Source organism: Streptomyces sp. CoH27 (assembly GCF_020181035.1).
In the GTDB taxonomy this organism is placed as follows: Bacteria; Actinomycetota; Actinomycetes; order Streptomycetales; family Streptomycetaceae; genus Streptomyces; species Streptomyces camelliae.
Window position 1 is genome coordinate 115,630 of record NZ_JAIQYY010000020.1, and the last position, 20,720, is coordinate 136,349.

Sequence of the window (20,720 nt, forward strand, 5' to 3'; positions counted from 1 at the left end):
CCCCTTCCCTTCCCCGTTCCCTTCCCCGTTCCCTTCTCCTAGAACCTGTTCTATCTTGACGCTCCGTCAGATACCGCACCGTCGGAGGGACAGGCCGTGGACTTCACCTTCACCGAGGAGCAGCGGGCGGCAGGCGAGGCGGCGCGCGGGGTGTTCGCGGGCGTCGTGGCGGACGCGGTGCCCAGCCCGGCGCTCACCACCGGCGCCGTGGCCGAGGGCTTCGACCGGGAGCTGTGGACCCGGCTCGCCGAGGCGGACCTGCTGAGTCTGCTGCTCGACGAGGCACATGGCGGCTCCGGCCTGGACGCGATCGCGCTGTGCCTGGTGCTGCGCGAGTCCGCGAAGGTGCTCGCCCGGGTGCCGCTGCTGGAGCACAGCGCGGCCGCAGCGGCCGTACAGGCCTACGGCGGGCCGGAGTTGGCCGAGCGGGTGCTGGCCGGGGCCGGGCGAGGTGAGCTGGTGCTGACCGTGGCGGCGAACGGCCGCACCGGCCACGACCCGGCCGAACTGGCCGTCGGCGCCCGGCGGGACGGGTCGGCGTGGGTGCTGGACGGGGTGCAGACGGCGGTGCCCTGGGCGTACGACGCGGATCTGGTCGTCGTACCGGCGCAGGGCGAAGGGACGACCGTGCTGGCGCTGGTGCCGCGCGAGCGGGACGGGGTGGTCCTCGCCGAGCAGGTGTCCACCAGCGGGGAGCGACTGGCCGAGCTGCGGCTGGCGTCGGTCCGGGTGGACGCGGGCGAGGTCATCGAGGCCGACGGCGCCTGGGAGTGGCTGCACGCGCTGCTCACCACCGGCACCTGTGCGCTGGCGCTCGGGCTGGGCGAGCGGGTGCTGCGGATGACCGCCGAGTACACCGGCAAGCGGGAGCAGTTCGGGTATCCGATCGCGACCTTCCAGGCGGTGGCCGTACAGGCAGCGGACCGGTACATCGATCTGCGCGCCATGGAGGCCACCCTCTGGCAGGCCGCCTGGCGGATCTCCTCGGGGGCGAAGGGGGCGCTGCCCGCCGCCGGGGACGTGGCGGTGGCGAAGATCTGGGCGGCCGAGGGCGTGCGCCGGGTGGTGCAGACGGCACAGCATCTGCACGGCGGGTTCGGCGCCGACACCGACTATCCGCTGCACCGGTATCACGCCTGGGCCAAGCACCTGGAGCTGGCGCTCGGCCCGGCGGCGGCGTACGAGGAGCGTCTGGGGGATCTGCTGGCGGCCCACCCGCTGGGCTGACCGCACGCCCCGAGCAGAAGGGGGGAGAAGACAGCGGGGGGAAGCTACACGACCTGGCCGGGCTTGCCCTCGTCCGTGATCACCGGGCGGCCCGCGGCCTCCCAGAGCTGCATGCCGCCCGCGACATTCACCGCGTCGATGCCTTGCTGGACCAGGTACGCGGTGACCTGGGCCGAGCGGCCGCCGGAGCGGCAAATGACATGGACGCGGCCGTCCTGCGGGGCCGCCTCGGTCAGCTCGCCGAAGCGGGCCACGAAGTCGCTCATGGGGATGTGCAGCGCCCGCTCGGCGTGGCCCTCCTGCCACTCGTCGTCCTCGCGGACGTCCAGCAGGAAGTCGCCGTCCTTGAGGTCCGTGACCTCGACCGTGGGCACACCAGCTCCGAAATTCATGTCCCCGACGCTACCCGAAGGCCCCGGCCCCGACCGAGGTCCCGACCGCGGGCGGCTCAGCCCTGCCCCAGCAGGCCGGCCAGTTCGGCCTCCCGCTGGGCGATGTCGTCGCGCAACCGGCCGGCGATCTCCTCAAGCAGCCCGTCGGGGTCGTCCGGGGCGAGCCGGAGCATGCCGGCGATCGCGCCCTCCTCCAGCTCACGGGCGACGAGGGTGAGCAGTTCCTTGCGCTGGGCGAGCCACTCCAGGCGGGCGTAGAGCTCCTCGGCGGCGCTCGGCCGCCGCTCCGGCGGTACCGGGCCCGCCGCCCACTCCTCGGCGAGCTCCCTGAGCAGGGCCTCGTCGCCGCGGGCGTAGGCGGCGTTGACGCGGGTGAGAAACTCCTCACGCCGCTGCTGCTCCTCTTCCTCCTGCGCGAGGTCGGGGTGGGCCTTGCGGGCCAGCTCGCGGTAGAGCTTGCGGGCCTCCTCACTGGGGCGCACCCGCTCCGGGGGCCGTACGGCCTGGTCGGTGAGCATGGCGGCGGCCTCCGGGAACAGGCCGTGGCCGTCCATCCAGCCGTGCAGCAGTTCCTCCACGCCGGGAATCGGCAGCACCTGGGCGCGGGCCTCCTCGGCGCGGCGGATGTCCTCCGGGTCGCCGGTGCGGGCGGCCTTCGCCTGGGCGATCTCGGCGTCCAGCTCCTCGATGCGGGCGTAGAGCGGGCCGAGTCGCTGTTCGTGCAGGCGGGAGAAGTTCTCGACCTCGACGCGGAAGGTCTCCACGGCGATCTCGTACTCGATCAACGCCTGCTCGGCGGCCCGTACGGCCTGCTCAAGCCGTTCCTCGGGCCGCGGCGCCTGTGACTGATCGGCTTCCGGGGTCGTCATCCGACCAGGGTAGGGGGTGTGACCGCGGCAGCGCGCCGTAGGGCCGGGGGTCGCCCAGCCGCACGTCCACTCACCGAGCAGAGGCACCCTCGTCGAGGCGGAGCCGCGTATCCACACAACCCCACGCCCCGGCGCACACGGCGCCCGAGCCCCCTCACACCCCAGCCTCGCACCCCAGCCTCACACCCCCAGCTCGGCCGCGATCCTCCCCGTCCGCACTCCGGCCACCAGTTCGGCGTGGTCCTTCTCCGTGCGGTCGGCGTAGGCGACGGCGAAGGCGGCTATCGCCTCGTCCAGTTCCGTGTTCTTGCCGCAGTACCCGGCGATCAGCCGCGGGTCGGCGCTGTGGGAGTGGGCGCGGGCCAGCAGGGCGCCGGTCATGCGGCCGTAGTCGTCGATCTGGTCGGCGGCGAGGGCGGCGGGGTCGACGCTGCCCTTGCGATTGCGGAACTGCCGTACCTGGAAGGGGCGCCCGTCGACGGTCGTCCAGCCGAGCAGGGTGTCGCTGACGACCTGCATGTGCTTCTGGCCGAGGACCACCCGGCGCCCCTCGTGCTCCACCGCCGGCGTCTCGAAACCGGCCGTGGCCAGGTGCGGGACGAGCGCGGAGGGGCGGGCCTCCTTGACCTGGAGCACCAGCGGCTGCTCGCGGTGGTCGAGGAGCAGGACGACGTAGGACCGGGTGCCGACGCTGCCGGTGCCGACCACCCGGAAGGCCACGTCGTGCACGGCGTGCCGGGCGAGCAGCGGGTGCCGGTCCTCGCCGAGGGTGTGGACGTACGGCTCCAGGGACGCGGCGACCGCTGCGGCCTCCTCGTCCGGGATCCGGCGCAGGACGGGAGCCGCGTCCACGAAACGGCGCCCGCCGTCCTCGACCACCTCCGTCGACCTCGCCGCGAAACGCCCGCTGGTGTTGGCCCGCGCCTTCTCCGAGACCCGCTGGAGAGTGCCGAGCAGATCGTGGGCGTCGGTGTGGGAGACCAGTTCCTCGTCGGCGATGGCGTTCCACGCCTCCAGCACGGGCAGCCTGGCCAGGAGCCGCATGGTGCGCCGGTAGGCGCCGACCGTGTCCCGCGCCGCCGCCCGGCAGGTGTCCTCGTCGGCGCCGGCCTCGCGCCCGGCGAGCACCAGGGAGGCGGCGAGCCGCTTCAGATCCCACTCCCAGGGGCCGTGCACGGTCTCGTCGAAGTCGTTGAGGTCGATGACGAGGTCACCGCGGGCGTCGCCGTACAGGCCGAAGTTGGCCGCGTGGGCGTCTCCGCATATCTGGGTGCCGATCCTGGTCATCGGGGTGCGGGCCAGGTCGTAGGCCATGAGTCCGGCCGAGCCGCGCAGGAAGGCGAACGGGGTCGCCGCCATCCGTCCGACGCGGATGGGGGTCAGCTCCGGGATCCGGCCGGCGTTGGACTCGGCGACCGCGCTCACCGCGTCGGGGCGGGAGGCGTCCACGTCGAGCGTGCGGTGCGCGGCACGCGGCACAGCGACGCGCAGCGCCTTGCCCTCCTCCTTGGGCGAGCCCTGCCGCGGCCACTCGGCGAACCCCCGCACCCGCGGCAGCCGCCGGCCGCCCCCGGCCACGCCGGTCACGCCGGTCACGCCGGTCACGCCGGTCACGCCGGTCACGCCGGTCACGCCGGTCACGCCGGTCACGCCAGTCACTGTGTCCCCACCGGCCTCGGTCACCATGACCGCCCTCCCCCGAACGCCGTACGCCGTACGCCGTGGACCCCGGCGCCGGACAACCGTCCGCACGAACATCAACTCGTGCAGACCGTACAACTCGGCCCGCCACCGCGAGCACCCCTGGGAGAGAGCTTCCTCACACGACGCACATAAAAGAGGACAGCCGTACATACGACTACGGGCCCATCGTTTTCACGATGGGCCCGTAGCCTCTGTGGGGCACCGACGGAAATCCCCGATCAGCGTCTATCGAGCGCTCATCAAGATCGCTTCCCATGCTCGGGGAGATCGTTTCCCACCGCCCTGGCCGAGGCCGCATCGGCTCCGGACCGGCACGCCGGTAAGAACGCCGGTGATCACCGGCGGGCCGTGCCGGATCACCAGCGCTGCGACCTCGGGCTGGGGCAACTGTGGACGGTGCTGGGTAAGGATCTGAACACGAAGCCGTGCCTGGTATGGCTGACCGCAGAGTGCGGTACCGGGTGGGGCGTGAGGGGCTCGTGCCGATGCCAGCCGAGGAGGGCCCTCGGACAAGATCCGGCTTGCCACAAGGCCCTCAATCGCGTCGACCATGGCCGTCCGGCGCCGTCGGTCGGGCGCCTTCGGCTTCACTTTATGACGTGGGACGCGCGTCGAGGAGGCTGCCGCGAACGGCTGTCAGGATCTCGTTGGAGAGGCCGTCGTGGGCGGTGGCGCGGGCCAGGGTGATCGCCCCGACCATGGTGGCCAGGTCGACGAGGGCGCGCTGCCGGTCCTGGGCGACGTCCTTGCCGTCCGTGGCCAGTTTCTCCAGGTTGTCCACCATGCGGCGGACACCGTCGACGTACGCCCCCTTGAGGTCGGACGTGTCCCGCTCCACGTGTGCGGCGTCGAAGGCGAGAGCCGCCGCCGGGCAACCGGTGCCGGGATTGTCGCGGTGGAACTCCGAGACGTAGCCTTCCAGATACGCCCGGTAGGTCTCTTCACGCCGGGTTTCGCCATCGGCCCCCAGCCCTTGGCTGTGGCCGTCCACGGCCGCCTGGTACTCCTCCTCACGCTGCGCGAACGCCACGGCGGTGGCGCGGGCGACCAGGTCGTCCTTCGAGGCGAAGTGCCGGTAGAAACCACCGTGCGTCAGCCCGGCCGCCGCCATCACCTCGGGAACGCTGACCTTGTCGACGCCGGCCTCACGGATCCTGGCGGCCGTGACCTCAAGGATGCGCCGGTAGTTCAGTTCGGTCTGGGCTTTGGAAACACGCGGCATCACCGATCACCTCCGTTGAGACGTACCGGCTGGATGCGGGGTGGCCGGTCTACCGGAACGAGCGCTAGATTACACCAATCATCTATACAACGAGGCAGGGCCGACAAGGCCGGGGTGCGGTGGCGAGGATTCACAGCGCCGCCCATGCCCTGGAGGCGCGTTTCGCCGCACCCCCGGGACATCCGATCCGGCCGGCGGGATGCCCATAGCCGCCCGGACCGTTTCAGTCGTCGCCCCCACCGCGAGGCTCCCTCTGCCGCCGTTTACTCGTCCAGGAACTGGATGGCGTGCTTCAGGAACCGCTCCGGGTACTGGAACTGGGAGCCGTGGCCGGCGTCCGGATAGAGGATCACCTGCGAGTTGGGGATGTTCTGCCCCAGGTAGAAGGAGTTCACCGTGGCGATCATGATGTCCCTGATCCCGTTGACGACCAGCGTCGGAATCGTGATGGCCTTCAGGTGCTCGAACGGCTCACCCTCGGCCGGGGGCTCCATGTAGGCCAGGTATGCCTCCCACTGCGCCTCGGCCACCTCGGGGGAGCTGAGCGGGTCGACATCGACGGTGCGCTCATGGCGGCGCTGCCAGAAATCCCGCCCGGCCTGCTTCGCCGCTTCGGACCGGCCGAAGAAGAGGAACACGAAGTCGTCCTGGTCGTGTACCGGCTTCGTGGCCACCGGCACCATCTCGGGGTCGATCGTCGTGTCGCCGCTGCGCGGGCCCGTGCCCAGCAGGAGAAGCTTGCGGACGAGCCGCGGGTGGCGCAGCACCACTTCCTGCGCCTGGAAGCCCCCGATCGAGAAGCCCAGCAGGTCCACCACGGGGAGGTCGAGCGCCTTGATGACGGCGGCGATGTCGTCCGCCATGTCCTCGAAGCGGCGCCGCGGGGTGCCCGATGAGGCGCCCACGCCGCGGCCGTTGAAGAGGATGACCTCACGGCCTTCGGCGAGGCCGTCCGTCATCAGCGGGTCCCAGTGGTCCAGGCCGCCGCGGAAGTGCTGGACGAGGAACAGCGGCGTTCCACACTTCTTGCCCCAGCGCCGATAGGCGTAGCTGACGCCGTCGACCTCCACGTACTGGGTCGGCGCAGTGACGTGCGACAAAGACATGACAGCTTCCCTTCGATTGCGGACCTTTGGCGGGACTGCCCCCGATCGGCTCCGCCCGCTGATCGAGACCCCGGAGTGGCCTCGATTTATGATGATGGCCATCATCTATAAAGTCAAGCGACGAAAGAGCCTCGTCCATGGACTGCTCCCCACCGCTTCCGATTAGTTACAGAAGGTGATCAGCCTCGCGAGAGCTAGCTACCCGCGAGACAGCAGGTCCGTCAGTTGAACGGCCCTGACCCGTAGTCGGTGGTGACGTTGAGTTGCTTGCCGGTGATCACGGGGGGTGATTGCTGTCAACTTCCTTGTGAGCCCTGTGCCTTCGGACTGTCGGCGCCGGTCCTTGAGGATGCGGCGGGCGGCAGCGAGAAGATGCTGATCACGGTAAGGACTCGGGACGGTGCTGCGGCTGTCCGGTGTGCGGGACCGTGACGGCGACCGTGCACGGCTGTCACAGCCGGACGATGGCAGACGTTCCGGCCGACGGGCGCCAGGTCGTCGGCCGCTTGCGGGTGCGTAGGGTGCCCTGTCCGTATCCGGGTTGCCGGCGGCAGACATAGGCGTAGGTGACGCCGTTCGCCGCCTCGATGGTCTGCGTCTTGACATCCGCGTAGTGCTCGTACCCTGCGTTCTCCTCATTCAAAGGGCCGACATACTGACGCCCGCGCGCGGGCGGTCGTGCGACAGGCGAGCCGGCAGCCGTCGAGCCGCGAATCTCCGGCGCCTGTCGACACTCGGTCCCGCTGCCCGGCGCACTGCCAAGTGCCTTGCGCGGCATGGCCAGGCGGGTGCGGGCGCCCGTCAGCTCATCCCGTACTGGTCACTTGCTGCTGTCGGCGTCCGACAGAAGCGCGCGAGTGACCTCGGCCGGCCGGTCGAGCTGCGGCCAGTGCCCCCCGCCCGCCAGGACGGTGAGCGTGGCGTTACGCAGATGCTTGGCGATCTCCTCGGCGACTGCCGGGCTGAGGTACGGGTCCTCGGCACCCCAGATGAGACGGAAGGGGATGTCGAGCTGTTCGAGCGCGGCCATCTTCTGGTCTTCGCGGGCCACCTCGGACAGCAGCTGTGCCGTCATGTGGGCGAAAGCCGGTCCCGAACCCTGGCGGCTGAAGTTCTCGTCGATGAGCCGGGCCAGGAACTCGTCGTCGATCTGCTCCTCGGTGCCGAGGATCTCGCGGAACTGCGTGCGCTGGAACTCCAGGATCTGTTCAAAGTGGGCGGGGCTGTGCAGGAAGTGCTGGCTCAGCGCCGACAGTTCGGGAGTCGCGAAGAACAGGATGAGTTCGGGGAACCGCAACGACGGGCTGCTGCCGTAGAAGCAGTTGAGCAGGGCCACCTCGGCGGTACGCTCCGGGTGGCTCAAGGCGAAGTTCACCGCCACGGCACCGCCCGCGTCGTGGCCGACAGGGATGATGCGGTCGAAGTGGAGGGCATCGGCCACGGCGAGCACGTCACCGGCTTGCTGGTCGAAGGAGTAGCCCGCGCCGGGCTTGTCCGAATCCCCGAAGCCGAGGAAGTCGAACACGACGACTCGGCGACCCGATTCCGCGACCAGAGGTGCGATCTTGTCGAAGATTCCGAGATTGTCCGGAAATCCGTGCAGCATCACGAAGGCCGGCCCGTCGCCCGCGTAGTCGCGGACATAGAGTTCACCCGCAGCCGTGGGTACGCGAAGCTCCTTGTATACCGGCTTATCCCCGAATGACCTGTCTTTACTGTGGGACATGATGGTGCTTTCTGTTCGCTGAACGCTTTTTCGTCCGGGATTCTCGTCTTGTTCAGGACACGTCACGTCCGCGGTTCGCCGCGTTCGCGAAGAAGTCGTCGATGTGAACGACGGACCGGAGGGCACGGTCCAACAGGCTTGCGGCGATGCCGGCGCGGAAGCCTGATCCGCATCTTCGGGCAGCGGCTGTTCGCACCAGATGGTCTTGCCGCTGCCCGTCTGACGGCTGCCCCAGCGCTGGGTGAGCTGGGCGACGAGGAGCAGGCCGCGGCCGCCCTCGTCGTAGGCGTGCGCCCGGCGCAGATGCGGCGAGGTCGAACTGCCGTCGGCGACCTCGCAGATGAGGGCGCGGTCGCGGATCAGCCTTAGCGTGATGGGCGGTTCGCCGTAGCGGATGGCGTTGGTGACGAGTTCGCTGACGACGAGTTCGGTGACGAAGGCGGCCTCGTCAAGCCCCCAGTCGGTGAGTCGTTCGGTGGCCGCTTGCCGGAAGTGGGCCACCTGGGCCGGGTCGGGCGGCACGTCCCAGGTGGCGACCCGGTCGGCGCCGAGGGCGCGGGTGCGGGCGATGAGCAGGGCGACGTCGTCGCAGGGCTGTTCCGGCAGGACGGCCTTGAGCACGTTGTCGCTGAGGGCTTCCAGGGAGTCGGCGGGTGCGCTCAACGCGCGGCACATCTCCTCGGTGGCGCGGTCGACGTCCCGGTCCCGGTCCTCGATCAGACCGTCGGTGTAGAGGGCGACGACGGCTCCTTCGGGCAGCTGGAGCTCCGCCGCCTCGAAGGGCAGTCCGCCGACGCCGAGCGGCGGGCCGGCGGTCATCGGGATCAGCTCGGCCTCGCCGCCCGGCAGCACCACAGCGGGCGGCGGGTGCCCGGCGGCGGCGAGTACGAGGTGCCGCGAGACGGGGTCGTAGACGGCGTACAGACAGGTGGCGCCGAGTTCGGCTACCTCCTCGCCGGTGCCATTGGTGCCTTCGGCGGCCAGGTGGGTCACCAGGTCGTCGAGATGGGTGAGGAGCTCGTCGGGTGGCAGGTCCACGTCCGCGAGGGTGCGTACGGCGGTGCGCAGCCGACCCATGGTGGCGGAGGAGCGGATGCCGTGGCCGACGACGTCGCCGACGACCAGCCCGACCCGGCTGCCGGAGAGCGGGATCACGTCGAACCAGTCGCCTCCGATGCCGGCCAGCGATCCGCTGGGCAGGTAGCGGTGGGCCACCTCGACGGCGGCCTGCCCAGGCAGGCCGCCAGGCAGCAGGCTGCGCTGGAGAGCGAGGGCGGTGGAGCGCTCTCGGGCGAAACGGCGCGCATTGTCGATGCAGACAGCCGCCCGGCTGACGACTTCCTCGGCGAAGACGGCGTCGTCGTAGGCGTAGGCCTCGGGGTGGCGCATGCGCACGCCCACGGCTACCCCGAGTGTGACACCCCGGGCCTGCAGCGGTACGGCGATCACGGAGTGGACACCCTTTCGGTACCGGCGGCCCTCCGGCGAGCGGGCATCGCGTTCCTCGGCCAAGCACAGGAGCTCCGGCTCCCCGCCCTGGCTGCGCACCGTCCGCCCCTCCCGCAGCGCCCGGGCGGGCGGCGATGCCGCCTCGTACACCTCAGTCTCGCCCAGGCGTACGGCGGCCTCGGGGGTGCCCTCGGTGGTCGAGCCGTGGGCTACACGACGCAGCACGATGTCGCCCTCCGGGAAGACGGGCGGTTCCTCGGCGCCGAGGACCCAGTCGAGGAGGTCGACACTGACAAAGTCGGCGCATCCAGGGACGAGGATCTCGACGAGTTCCTCGGAGGTGCGGACCACGTCCAGGGTGGTGCCTATCGAAGTGGCGGCCTCGTCGATCAGTGCCAGCCGGAGCCGGGCCAGGTACTGCTCGGTGCTGTCGATGGCGCCGAGGGCGACGGCCGTCAGCTCCCCTGCGGGGTCGCGCAGGGGCCACATCTCGACGCTCCAGGCGCGCTCCCGGTCCAGGGCCAGGGCGCCGGTGAAGCTCTCATAGCGGACTGGCCGGCCGGTCTCGACCACCTGCCGCAGATGGCGCACAAAGCCCTCGCTGCGCGAGGCGTCCTCGACGGTGTCCAGGAAGAAACCCTCGGGCAGAGCCTTCTCGGGAGCGCCCATGACCTGGTGGGCAGCCTCATTGGAGCACAGGTGACGCTGATGGACGTCGAAGACCGACATGGGTATGGATGCCTGCTGGAACGCCTGGCCGGCCAGGGTCGGGTCGGCCGACCAGGGCGGGTCGGCGGTGAGCAAATGGCCGACGGTCTCGCCCTCGGGGCCGGGGACCGGGCAGGCTGTCAGGACGAACTCCACCCGTCGCCCGTCGGCATGGCGCAGGGCGACGGTTCCGGAACGAGCGGCCAGCACATGCGCGGGGACCTCGTCGGCCAGGAGGTCGGCGGCCGGCTTGCCCACGACCTCTTGGGCCGGGTGTCCGGTGAGCATCCGCGCGCCTTCGCTCCACCCTGCGACCCGGCCCAGTGCGTCTATGACCGCCACGGCGGCGGCATATTCCATATGCCCCAGAATGGAACCTATGCCGGAATGCATCAAGTGCGGACGCAGACCATCTCACCCCTGACGGCCGCGCAGGGCGGCCAGCGCCCGGTTGGCGCGGGTGTTCACACGAAGCTCGCTGCGGCCCTCGAAGACAAGGTGGACGCGACCACTGGCGCGATCTCGCCGAGGAGGCCGAGCGCGACGCGGCCGAGGCAGTCATCGGTTGCAAGAAGGTCACCTGCCGGGTGTGCGACGGTGAGTGCTACGTGTCCCCGACGACGACACTGCCGACCGGCAAGGCCGGTACTCTGAGCCAGAATGCCTACCGTTTCGGGTCAGTGCGTGGGCAAGGGCCTCGGCCGACCAGGGAGCAGCCTGCCATCTCAGTGAGCTTCGGGCTGCTCGCCTGGCCCGACGACGCCCTCCTCGTGCAGGTGGTTGGCCAGTTGAACACGAGACCGCACGCCGAGCTTCGCGAAGATGGATCTTGCTTGGGTGCCAACCGTGTTGATGGAGACGCCCAACCGCGACGCGGCAGCCTTCGCCGAGGACGCCTCCACCGTCCACGCCGGAAACCGCACCACGGGCCATGGCGACCCTCCGCAACCTCGCCATCGGCGTACTGAAAACCCTCGAAGCCGACAACATCAACCCGGACACCTACGGAACTTGATCAAGCCCTGAGGTGGGCGCGGATGAACCATTGGAACTTCTCCAGATCCCGCAGCTGCCCGATGAGCAGGTCCTCGGTGGCCGGGTCGATTCCGGCGGAGGTGGTGACCGCCTTGCGCAGGTCCTCGACGACGCGTCCGTAGACCCGGTCCAGGGCGGCGAGGTGGGTGCTGGTGTCGGCGCGGCCGACGGCGTAGTCGTCCCAGGTCCGCCCGGCGACGAGGGCGCCTGGTGTGCCCTGGGGGATGCCACCGAGGGTCGCGAGGCGCTCGGCGACGTCGTCGGTCATCGCGCGGACGCCGTCCACCTGCGCGTCCAGCAGCTCGTGGACGGCGACGAAGTGGGGGCCCACGACGTTCCAGTGGGCGTGTTTGAGGGTCAGCTGCAGGTCGTTGAGGGCGTGAAGACGGTCCTGGAGCAGTTCGGCAAGGGCCCTGGCGTCTTGCGGCGAAAGGCCGGGGACGGTCTCGGAGGGGAGTTCTGGAGCGGTCACGGTTTCTCCTGGGCAGTCTCATGCGGGTGATCCGCCGATCGGCGGGAGGAGAGTGCTCGACGGCGGTCCTCGGTCGGCGGGCTTCCCCGACGGTGACGGCGGCGGTCGGTGCGGACGAGCGGAGTGCGGACTGGAGGGCGGCGAGGGGTGTCAGCCGCGCCGGCCCAGTTCGCGGCGGGCCGCATCGACGAGTTCACCGTTGGTGTGTGCGTGGCCTGCCAGGCCCCAGCCGCCGTCCGGGGCCTCGGTGAGCAGGACCCAGGTGCGTTCGGCCAGGGACGGGTCGGCGGCGGCCTCGGCCACGATGTCGGTCAGCCGACGGACGACGGCGAGCTGCTTGGCCCGGTCGAGGGCACCCTGGTTGGTGAGGACCTGCACGCGGATGTGGTCGTTGTCGCCGTCGACGTCGGAGAGTGCGTGTCCGGGCAGCTCGTGGATGAACGCGGCGGTGTTCTGGCGGAACAGGGGGATGTCGGGTACCTGCTCGACGGCCATGACGGCGGCGGCCAGATCCTGGGCGAGCTGTCGGGGGTTGCTGAAGGTGCCGCTCGTCGCGTAGACGTCGATCATGGGCATTGCGGGGTTCTCCAGGGTGTGTGCAGGGCGAGATGGATGCGAGGGACTGTCCGGGCTGCCGTGCGGGCCCGGTCTCCAGGTGGGAGAAGACGCTGTCGCACGGTTTCCCAGCCCCGGGTGAGCTGTCGCGTGAGTCCCGGCCGGCACCGGGAGCCGGCCGCGCCGGAACAGGGAGCCGGCCTGGGACAGCGTCAGGAGGAGCCGAGCCGCGCTGAGCCGGCGGCCCGCAGCGGGCTGATCGGGCGTCAGATCAGGTTGAGCTGATCGAGGAAGCGGGAGGCGGCGACGAAATCGCCGGTGATGCGGGTCAGCTCGCGCCAGGGGACCCGGTGGGTGGTCCAGGCGAGGGCGTCGAAGCCGGTGGAGGTGACGGTGGCGACCGCTGCGGTGGAGGGGCCGTCCTCGACGACGACGCGGCCGGCGTCGGGGCGCAGGGTGACAGTGCGTCCTCCGGGCCCGGTGAAGTGGAGGGTGAGAGGGGCGGTCAGGAACGCGGCCAGTCCGGACTGCATCTGCGGGATGCCGCCGGTCAGCCAGTTCAGGGAGGCGGCGATCTGGTCCTCGCCGGGCGGAGGCAGTTCGTGGGTGAGGGGGCCGCGGGGACCGAGAATGTCCCAGTGCAGGTGGGTGGTGAGGTCGAAGGCGAACATGTCCGCGATGGCGTGCAGGGGGTAGCGGCCGAGGTCGAGCAGCTGGGCCTGCGTGGAGGCGGCCGGCTCCTGCTGAAGGGCCGCGAACACCGGCTCGCCCTGGGCGAACCGGGTGCGGAAAGACTCCAGCGTGCGGGCCGGCGTCCAGTCCGAGCGCGACTGCACGGCGAGTTCGTTGAGCTTTTCCACACCGATCGGTTCTGCGGGTTCGGGCAGTTCGCCGTTGACCGCGGCGACGAGCAGGCCCAGCAGTTCGGCGGCGTGGGTGAACACGTCCTGGACGGTCCAGCCCTCGGCTGCGCTGGGCGCGGTCCACTCCTTCTCGGACAGGTCATCCGCCAGTGTGGCGATGCTCTGCGCGGCGTCTCGGAAGCCCCGCATTCCCTGAAGACTCACGTGGTTCCCCTTTGTCACGGTGATGAAGGTGGTCATCGGCGGACCGGAGCGTCCGGTGCCGGACGTTGCGGTGTTCGGCAGCCGGGGGCGCCCGGCGGTGCTGCGGGGGCGCCCGGTCCGGGGCCGGGGGAGCTGCGGTCCTATTCGGGCCAGGCGTTGCGCTGGATGATGTCGACGAAGTTCTCGCGCCTGAAGGACGGGTCGAAGTAGGCCAGGACGTCGTCGTTCATGGTGCCGAAGGTGGTGTGGGGGCGGTCCGCCATGCCCTCGTGGAAGGCGTGCAGGATCCGGCGCTTGAAGTCGGGGCGCGGGTGGGCCAGCAGCACGGCCCGCTTGTCCGCGTCGCTGATCTGGTCCAGGTCGAGGCCGAGGACATCGGTCTCGACCCCGAGAGTCACCACACCGGTCTCCGGTGCCAGGCGCAGCGGCACCTCCGGGGTGGTGTGCAGGGCGATGGCCAGCCAGACGTCGCGGGCCTCGGCTTCGCTGCGGCCGTGCTCGCGGAGGAAGGCCGCAGCGGCGTCCGCGCCGTCGATCTCGAACCGCTGCCCGGCGGTACGGTGCTTCCCGGTCAGGCCGAGATCGTGGAACATGCCTCCCACGTAGGCGAGTTCGGGATCGACCTCGATGCCTCGCGCCCGGGACTTCAGCATCCCCCACAGGTAGACGCGCCGGGAGTGGTGGAACAGCGTGTCTCCGGAGACGGGATCGTCGGCCGCCTGCCGGGTCACCTCGGTCGCGGCGCGGACCAGGGCGCTGTCGGGGATCTCGATTCCGGCGATGATCTCGGGCATGGGACTCTCCTGCTCGTCGGGCTCATCCGGGTCGCTCCGGACTCCTCGGAACTCGCTCTGCTGAGGCTGTTCGCGGTCCTCGGCCCGGGGAACGAATACCTAGGTACCGGGCGCCCCGCCACCAGATGGGACAGCCGGCGCAACCCTGCTGCGCGCAGCCCGGACTCCGGGCGGGAAACAGGGCGACGGGATCGGCCGAGGCATGCGAGGCCTGTTGCCGGGCGGGTGGACCACGTGCGCCCCGACGGTGCGCGGGTCACGTCGGAGCGGCCGGGGCGAACGCCCGGGGGTGCACGCCGCTGACGGGGTTGCGCGAGGCCACCGGGGAGACCGGGACTCTCCGGGCTCGACGGAGAACCGGTCCCATGACCACTCTCAGTCGGTTCGGTTTTCCAACCATCACCCGCGCAACGCTGACAGGGTAAGTTTGATAAGTCAACTTACCTGGTCACGCACCCATTCTCTGTGACATCCCCTATGGCGTGACCTACCGAATGCGGCCGGAGCGAGACGAGAACGGCGCGTGAGTCGGACTTTCCTACTCGCTAGACTGGGCAGCATGGCCAGGACCGATGATGTCCGCGAGTGCTCGATCGCCAGGACGCTGGAGATCGTCGGCAGCAAATGGACTTTGCTCGCCGTGCGTGAACTACTGCTCGGCTCGCACAGGTTCGACGAGATCGCCCAGCACACGGGCGCCCCGCGCGACATCCTCACCGCCCGACTGCGCGCCCTGGAGGAACACGGGCTGGTGGAGCGCCGGCCCTACTGCGAGCACCCGCCGCGCCACGAGTACCACCTCACCCAGCTCGGCCAGAGCCTCGCGCCGGTGGTACACGTGCTGCGCCAGTGGGGCGACGACCACCTCGCCGGGCCCGCCGGGCCGCCCGTCGCGTTCCGGCACAGCTGCGGCGAGGCCTTCCACGCCGCCGTCGCCTGCGACGCCTGTGGTCGCCCGGCCGCGACGGCGGACCTGACCCAGGTCTGACCGACCGCGCCCCGTCCGCACGGGCAGGCATGGCCGGGACTTCCGGTCGTGTCACATCTCGATGAACGCGAGCAGGTCCGCGTTGATGATGTCGGCCTGGGTGGTGGGCATGCCGTGCGGGAAGCCGGGGTACGTCTTCAGCGTCCCGTTCTTGAGCAGGCCGGCGGTCAGCGGGCCCGAGTCGGCGTACGGCACCACCTGGTCGTCGTCGCCGTGCATGACCAGCACGGGGATCGTGATCTTCTTGAGGTCCTCGGTGAAGTCGGTCTGCGAGAACGCGACGATGCCGTCGTAGTGTGCCTTCGCACCACCCGTCATACCCTGCCGCCACCAGTTTTGGATGAGCGCCTCCGACGGCTCCACGCCGGGCCGGTTGAATCCGTAGAAGGGTCCCGCGGGCATCTCCCGGTAGAACTCCGAGCGGCGCCGGGCCACCTGGTCCTGCAACCCGTCGAAGACCTCCTTGGGCAGGCCGCCGGGATTGGCCTCGGTCTGTACCATCAGCGGCGGCACCGCGGCGATCAGCACGGCCTTGGCCGCCCTGCCCTCGCCGTGCCTGGCCAGGTAGCGGACCACCTCTCCTCCTCCCGTGGAGTGACCGACGTGGACCGCGTCACGCAGGTCCAGGTGCTCGGTCAGCGCCGCGAGGTCGTCGGCGTAGTGGTCCATGTCGTGGCCGTTGTCGACCTGCGCGGACCGTCCGTGGCCACGCCGGTCGTGCGCGATGACCCGGTAGCCGCGGTTGAGGAAGAACAGCATCTGCGTGTCCCAGTCGTCGGACGACAGCGGCCAGCCGTGACTGAACACGACAGGTCGGCCCTGCCCCCAGTCCTTGTAGAAGATCTCCGTGCCGTCAGCGGTGGTGATGGTGGGCATGTGTGACTCCTGTAGCTGTCAGGTTCGCCTCGGGGTTTGCAGTACCGACTCCATCACGAGCACCCGGACCGCGGTATCGGCGTCGCTACTGATAGGCCGGGCATCCCGCCGGGTCAGTCACTTCCGCCGCGACGCACCCCGACGTGACTGAGCTGTCCTGGGCCGGTCCTTCTCAGTCAGCCTTCCGATACCTCGGGCCGTGGTCCCCGGACACGCTTGGTCCATGCAGACCTCATACGCTGAACTGCCGAATCTCGTGATCCGCTCCGCGAACGGCGTCGACTACGCCTACCGGGACACGGGCGGCCATCCCGACCAGGCACCGATCGTCCTGCTCCAGCACTTCCGCGGCAACCTGGACTACTGGGATCCCGCGCTGATCGACCAACTGGCGCGGACCCGCCGGGTCATCACCTTCGACAACGCCGGCGTGGGCGGCTCGACCGGGGTGCCGGCGGACACCGTCGAGCAGATGGCCCGGGACGCGATCGACTTCGTCACCGCGATCGGGCTCAGCCGGACCGACCTGCTCGGGTTCTCCATCGGCAGCTTCGCGGCCCAGGAGATCGCCCTGCGCCGCCCTGCCTTGGTACGGCGCCTGGTGCTGGCGTCCTCCGCGCCGAAGGGTGCGCCGGGCATGCACGGCTGGGCACCCGAGGTGATCGCCGCGGTCGGCGCGCCGGAACCCTCTCCGGAGGGGTACCTCACCGTGTTCTTCACCGGCTCGGCGGACAGCCAGCAGGCCGGCAAGGAGACACTCGGCAGGATCTTCGGCAGCCGGACGCAGGACCGGGACGAGATGGCCGACTGGGCCACCCGCGAGGCTCAGTACGACGCGGTATGCACCTGGGGAATCCCCGACCACGCGGCGCTTGAACGGCTGGCCGCTCTGGAGATGCCGGTCTTCGTCGCCAACGGCGACAGTGACCCGATGATCCTGCCGCGCTACTCGTACCTGCTGGCCGGCCTGATCCCGCAGGCGCGGCTGAAGATCTACACGGACGCGGCACACGGGTTCCTGTTCCAGTACCACGACGAGTTCGCCGCCGACGTGGCGGAGTTCCTGAGCTGAGGCGGGGGATCATCTTTCGTTCGGCGGACGCAGAAAACCTCTCTGCCTGATGAAAGGTGATCTCAGCCCCCGGCGAACCGGTACCTGGATGATTGGAGGCTACTTGTGGCATCTGCCCACGGCCGGCGGTGGAGCGACGCGTTCGCGGATCCGAGCGGCGGATTGTTCCACGAGATCCTCGCGGCCGACGTCGAGTTCGCGGGCAGCGTCGTCATGCAACCGGTATACGGCAGGCACACGGTCTGGACATGCCTGCGCACCGCGTCAAGTATTTACGAGCACGTGGAGTTCACCACGGACACGGTCGCGGGCGACCGCGTCTACTTGGAGTGGACAGCGGCAGCGCTCGGGATGCGGATGGACGGGGTAACGGCCCTCGTACTCGACGCGAACGGTGACTTCGCCAAGGTGACGGTGTATCACCAGCCTCTTGCCGCGGTGTTCGCCTTCTCCGCCGAGATGGCCAGACGCCTGGCTCCAGGCCCGGGAGCGGATCACTTCTACCGGGCCTGATGAAAGCCGGACGGCCCTGCGGCAGGAGCAGTCGGCATACCGGTGCCGCATCGCCCAACGCGCCCTAGGATGGGGGCTTCTCAAGAGATTGAGGGGCTCTGGCATATGTTCCTCGGGCGTGACCACGAGCAGCAGGTGATCCGGGAGCTGACCGGGGGCCTGCCGGCGCGTGGCGGCGCGCTGGTGGTGATCGGTGACCCGGGCATCGGAAAGTCACAACTGACCGAACTGGCCCGGCAGACCGCGGTCCAGCGTGACCTGATGGTCATCAATGCCACGGGAGTGCCCGCGGAATCGCGCCTCCCGTACGCAGGACTCCACCAGTTGCTGCGCACGCTCAGGGAGGGCGTGGACGACCTGCCCGGCCAGCAGCGCGACGCCGTACTCGCCGCCTTCGGACAGACGACCGCACAGGCCCCGGACCGATTCCTGGTCGCGCTGGCGGTCACCGAACTGTTGACCGCCGCGGCCGCCCGGCAGCCGTTGGTCGTACTCGTCGACGACGCGCACTGGATCGATTCCCCTACCTGCGATGTCCTGTCGTTCCTGGCCCGGCGCATCGACAGCGAGCCCATAGCGATGCTGGCCACGACGCGTGACGGCTACCCGCTGCCGCTACTGGAGGCAGGCCTGCCGGAACTTCGCCTGGGCGGGCTCACCGAGGAGCCCGCGGGCCGGCTGCTCGATGCCGTCGCCCCCGGTCTGCCCCCCGCCACGCGCCGTGCCATCCTCGATACCGCACTGGGCAACCCGCTCGCTCTCACCGAACTCTCCCAAGGTGCGGCGCAGGTGGAACTTCCCCTGGCAGGGCCTGGGGCCGTGCCGATCACGTACCGTATCGAGAGGGCCTTCGCGGCCCGGTGGAGCGAACTCCCGGCCGAGACCAGGACGGTGTTGCTCGTCGCCGCGCTCAACGAAGGCGGAGCGCTGAGCGAGACGCTCGAAGCCGCGGGCGCGCTTGAGGGTATGCCCGTCAAGGCGGAGTCGGTTGCTCCGGCCATCGCGGCACGGCTGGTGGAGTCGCACCGGACCGGCCTCCAGTTCCGCCATCCGCTGGTCAGGTCGGCCATCGAACACCGGGCGGGCCCGAGTCGCCTCGCCGCCGCGCACCAGGCGCTGGCGTCCGTGCTGGCCGACAAGCCGGACCGGCGGGCATGGCACCGGGCCGCCGCCGCCCTTGGACCGGACGAAGACGTGGCTGCCGAGCTCGACGAGGCTGCCGAGCGCGCGGTACAGCGGGCCGCTGTCAGCGTGGCGATCACGGCGCTGGAACGCGCCGTGGAACTCAGCCGCGATTCCGCGGCTCGGATCGGCCGACTGCTGCGCGCGGCCCGGCTGGCGTACGAACTCGGCCGCCCCGCGATGGTGAACCGTTTCCTCATGAGTGTCCCGAGGACGGCCCTGACACCCATCGACCAGGCCCGGCTCGCCTTGCTGGAGGAGGGCGTCGAGACCAGGCTGGCCGAAGGCGGCGAACGCATCCGGTTCCTTGTCGACCTGGCCGGACAGACGGCGGCGGACGGGCAGTCGGAGTGCGCCCTGGACCTGCTGCTCGCCGCGGCACGCCGCTGCTGGCAGAACCACCCCGATACGGATACGCGGTTGCTCGTCGCAGAGACGGCACTGAAGCTGGCCGATCACCCGTTGCATCCCACGCTGCTGTCCGTGCTGGCGTTCGCCACGCCGGATGCGTACGGCGCCCTTGCCCGCGAGCGCCTCCTCCGCCTGGCTCATGACACCACGCTGGACGCGGCCCGGTTGGCGGATCTCGGCGCGGCGGGCACGGTGATCGGCGTTCCCCGGCAAGCCCGGGCGCTGCTGGGGGCGGCCATTCCGCAACTGCGGGCACAGCGCCGCCTGGGGATCCTGATCCTGGCGCTGATCTACAACTGCTACAGCGGGATGTACCTGTGCCAGTGGCCCGAGGTCCTGGCCTCCGCGGATGAGGCCATCCAGACCGCGGCCGAGGCGGCCCGCCGCCGCTGGGTCCCGGTAGCCATGGTGCCCAAGGCGCACGTCGCGGCTGTCCACGGCGATGTCGCGGAGATGGAGAGGCTGGTGGCCGAGGCCGAGCCGGCCCTTCTGTCGCTCGGAGCCAACTCGGCCCTGGCTCTCTTGCAGATCGCCCGGGGGCTTGCCGCGATAGGGCAGGGCGATTACCACAACGCCTACGAGCACCTGATCCGGATCCACGATCCAGCAGGCCCTTCGTTCAGCCACATACTGCGGCTGTACCATCTCGGCGATCTGGCGGAGGCGGCGGTCCGCAGCGGCCACCGCGCAGAGGCTCAGGCCCTGTTCGCGGATCTGGCAGGCACTGTCGGCGATGCTCCGGGCCCGCTCCTGGCCGGCGGCATCGCCTATGCCGCCGCCATACTCGCGCAGGACGGAGAAGAAGCCGAGCGGCAATTCGAGTCCGCGCTCGCCGGCGACCTGCGGGAGTCCCCGCTCGGCCATGCGCGGCTGAAGCTGGAGTACGGCAGTTGGCTGCGGCGCCACCAGCAGCCCGTGCGGTCCCGGGAACATCTGAGGGCGGCACGGGACATGCTGGACGCCATCGGCGCGAGCGCCTGGCGCACGCGAGCGGAAGAGGAACTGCGAGCCTCCGGAGCAAGGTCACCGGCCGTCCCGGCGCAGCCGGGACGGCTTGACCAGCTCACCCCCCAAGAGCAGCGGATCGCCCGGATGGTGGTGAGCGGACTGTCCAACAAGGAGATCGGCGAGCGGCTCTCCGTGTCGCACCGCACCATCGGCTATCACCTGTACCGGATGTTCCCCAAGCTCGGCATCACCTCGCGGGTCGAACTGGGCATGCTGTTCGCGGAGTCAGGCGCGCTCACCGAAACCGATCCGGCGAGCTGAAGCACGCGGCCGCAGACCCGCTCGAACGATCCTGACCCCGGTCATGTCACACCCGCGTCCGTCAGTTGACTAGCCGCGGCCGC

At 70.2% G+C, this 20,720-nt stretch carries 18 protein-coding genes and 1 pseudogene; 5 read left to right on the forward strand and 14 right to left on the reverse strand.

Features of this window, described 5'->3' with window-relative positions:
- Window positions 1-96 precede the first annotated feature (96 nt).
- Window positions 97-1,227, forward strand: a complete 1,131-nt coding sequence (locus LE548_RS30950) for an acyl-CoA dehydrogenase family protein (protein ID WP_225100290.1) — start codon at window positions 97-99, stop codon at window positions 1,225-1,227.
- Between the two features lie 44 nt (window positions 1,228-1,271).
- Here LE548_RS30950 and LE548_RS30955 read toward each other — a convergent pair whose 3' ends face one another.
- From LE548_RS30955 to LE548_RS31015, 13 genes and pseudogenes are all read right to left on the reverse strand, one after another.
- Window positions 1,272-1,601, reverse strand: coding sequence for a rhodanese-like domain-containing protein (locus LE548_RS30955; protein WP_225100391.1), 330 nt, complete (start codon window positions 1,599-1,601; stop codon window positions 1,272-1,274).
- Window positions 1,602-1,675: 74 nt separating this feature from the next.
- Window positions 1,676-2,488, reverse strand: a complete 813-nt coding sequence (locus LE548_RS30960; protein WP_225100291.1) for a hypothetical protein — start codon at window positions 2,486-2,488, stop codon at window positions 1,676-1,678.
- A 180-nt stretch (window positions 2,489-2,668) separates the two neighbouring features.
- Complete coding sequence (locus LE548_RS30965; RefSeq protein WP_374116194.1) at window positions 2,669-4,147, reverse strand: DUF2252 domain-containing protein; 1,479 nt, start codon at window positions 4,145-4,147, stop codon at window positions 2,669-2,671.
- Window positions 4,148-4,784: 637 nt separating this feature from the next.
- On the reverse strand, window positions 4,785-5,414 hold the full coding sequence (locus tag LE548_RS30970) for a TetR/AcrR family transcriptional regulator (RefSeq protein WP_225100295.1): 630 nt from the start codon (window positions 5,412-5,414) through the stop codon (window positions 4,785-4,787).
- Window positions 5,415-5,677: 263 nt separating this feature from the next.
- On the reverse strand, window positions 5,678-6,520 hold the full coding sequence (locus tag LE548_RS30975; RefSeq protein WP_225100298.1) for an alpha/beta fold hydrolase: 843 nt from the start codon (window positions 6,518-6,520) through the stop codon (window positions 5,678-5,680).
- Between the two features lie 451 nt (window positions 6,521-6,971).
- The gene (locus LE548_RS30980; RefSeq protein WP_225100300.1) at window positions 6,972-7,163 is read right to left on the reverse strand and encodes a hypothetical protein; all 192 of its coding nucleotides are present in this window, start codon (window positions 7,161-7,163) and stop codon (window positions 6,972-6,974) included.
- 177 nt (window positions 7,164-7,340) lie between these two features.
- Window positions 7,341-8,246: an alpha/beta fold hydrolase gene (locus LE548_RS30985; RefSeq protein WP_225100393.1), complete on the reverse strand. Its 906-nt coding sequence runs from the start codon at window positions 8,244-8,246 to the stop codon at window positions 7,341-7,343.
- A 177-nt stretch (window positions 8,247-8,423) separates the two neighbouring features.
- Window positions 8,424-10,763, reverse strand: a pseudogene (locus tag LE548_RS30990) (SpoIIE family protein phosphatase); the annotation flags it as partial.
- Between the two features lie 365 nt (window positions 10,764-11,128).
- Window positions 11,129-11,329, reverse strand: a complete 201-nt coding sequence (locus LE548_RS46630) for a LuxR C-terminal-related transcriptional regulator (protein WP_374116193.1) — start codon at window positions 11,327-11,329, stop codon at window positions 11,129-11,131.
- Window positions 11,330-11,418: 89 nt separating this feature from the next.
- Window positions 11,419-11,910, reverse strand: coding sequence for a Dps family protein (locus LE548_RS31000; protein WP_225100301.1), 492 nt, complete (start codon window positions 11,908-11,910; stop codon window positions 11,419-11,421).
- 150 nt (window positions 11,911-12,060) lie between these two features.
- Window positions 12,061-12,486: a hypothetical protein gene (locus tag LE548_RS31005; protein WP_225100302.1), complete on the reverse strand. Its 426-nt coding sequence runs from the start codon at window positions 12,484-12,486 to the stop codon at window positions 12,061-12,063.
- A 245-nt stretch (window positions 12,487-12,731) separates the two neighbouring features.
- Entirely contained in the window at window positions 12,732-13,532 is an 801-nt protein-coding gene (locus tag LE548_RS31010; RefSeq protein ID WP_225100304.1) for a maleylpyruvate isomerase N-terminal domain-containing protein, read from the reverse strand.
- Between the two features lie 140 nt (window positions 13,533-13,672).
- Entirely contained in the window at window positions 13,673-14,326 is a 654-nt protein-coding gene (locus tag LE548_RS31015; RefSeq protein ID WP_225100305.1) for an HD domain-containing protein, read from the reverse strand.
- Window positions 14,327-14,885: 559 nt separating this feature from the next.
- Between LE548_RS31015 and LE548_RS31020 the strand changes: the two genes are divergently transcribed.
- Window positions 14,886-15,314, forward strand: coding sequence for a helix-turn-helix domain-containing protein (locus LE548_RS31020; RefSeq protein ID WP_225100306.1), 429 nt, complete (start codon window positions 14,886-14,888; stop codon window positions 15,312-15,314).
- Window positions 15,315-15,365: 51 nt separating this feature from the next.
- On the opposite strand, the gene LE548_RS31025 is transcribed toward LE548_RS31020, so the two are convergent.
- Window positions 15,366-16,190 carry an alpha/beta fold hydrolase gene (locus tag LE548_RS31025; RefSeq protein ID WP_225100307.1) on the reverse strand — a complete coding sequence of 275 codons (825 nt, stop codon included), beginning with the start codon at window positions 16,188-16,190 and terminating at the stop codon, window positions 15,366-15,368.
- A 223-nt stretch (window positions 16,191-16,413) separates the two neighbouring features.
- Between LE548_RS31025 and LE548_RS31030 the strand changes: the two genes are divergently transcribed.
- From LE548_RS31030 to LE548_RS31040, 3 genes are all read left to right on the forward strand, one after another.
- Window positions 16,414-17,262 (forward strand): alpha/beta fold hydrolase, encoded by an 849-nt coding sequence (locus LE548_RS31030; protein WP_225100308.1) that lies wholly within the window; start codon window positions 16,414-16,416, stop codon window positions 17,260-17,262.
- 105 nt (window positions 17,263-17,367) lie between these two features.
- Entirely contained in the window at window positions 17,368-17,775 is a 408-nt protein-coding gene (locus LE548_RS31035) for a nuclear transport factor 2 family protein (protein WP_225100309.1), read from the forward strand.
- Window positions 17,776-17,880: 105 nt separating this feature from the next.
- On the forward strand, window positions 17,881-20,637 hold the full coding sequence (locus LE548_RS31040) for a LuxR family transcriptional regulator (RefSeq protein WP_225100310.1): 2,757 nt from the start codon (window positions 17,881-17,883) through the stop codon (window positions 20,635-20,637).
- Window positions 20,638-20,720: the final 83 nt, after the last annotated feature.

Coding starts and splice junctions, on each gene's coding strand:
- LE548_RS30960 (WP_225100291.1), bottom strand. CDS start 2,488: ATGACGACCCCGGAAGCCGATCAGTCACAGGCGCCGCGGCCCGAGGAA.
- LE548_RS30970 (WP_225100295.1), bottom strand. CDS start 5,414: ATGCCGCGTGTTTCCAAAGCCCAGACCGAACTGAACTACCGGCGCATC.
- LE548_RS30975 (WP_225100298.1), bottom strand. CDS start 6,520: ATGTCTTTGTCGCACGTCACTGCGCCGACCCAGTACGTGGAGGTCGAC.
- LE548_RS30985 (WP_225100393.1), bottom strand. CDS start 8,246: ATGTCCCACAGTAAAGACAGGTCATTCGGGGATAAGCCGGTATACAAG.
- LE548_RS31005 (WP_225100302.1), bottom strand. CDS start 12,486: ATGCCCATGATCGACGTCTACGCGACGAGCGGCACCTTCAGCAACCCC.
- LE548_RS31015 (WP_225100305.1), bottom strand. CDS start 14,326: ATGCCCGAGATCATCGCCGGAATCGAGATCCCCGACAGCGCCCTGGTC.
- LE548_RS31020 (WP_225100306.1), top strand. CDS start 14,886: ATGGCCAGGACCGATGATGTCCGCGAGTGCTCGATCGCCAGGACGCTG.
- LE548_RS31025 (WP_225100307.1), bottom strand. CDS start 16,190: ATGCCCACCATCACCACCGCTGACGGCACGGAGATCTTCTACAAGGAC.
- LE548_RS31030 (WP_225100308.1), top strand. CDS start 16,414: ATGCAGACCTCATACGCTGAACTGCCGAATCTCGTGATCCGCTCCGCG.
- LE548_RS31040 (WP_225100310.1), top strand. CDS start 17,881: ATGTTCCTCGGGCGTGACCACGAGCAGCAGGTGATCCGGGAGCTGACC.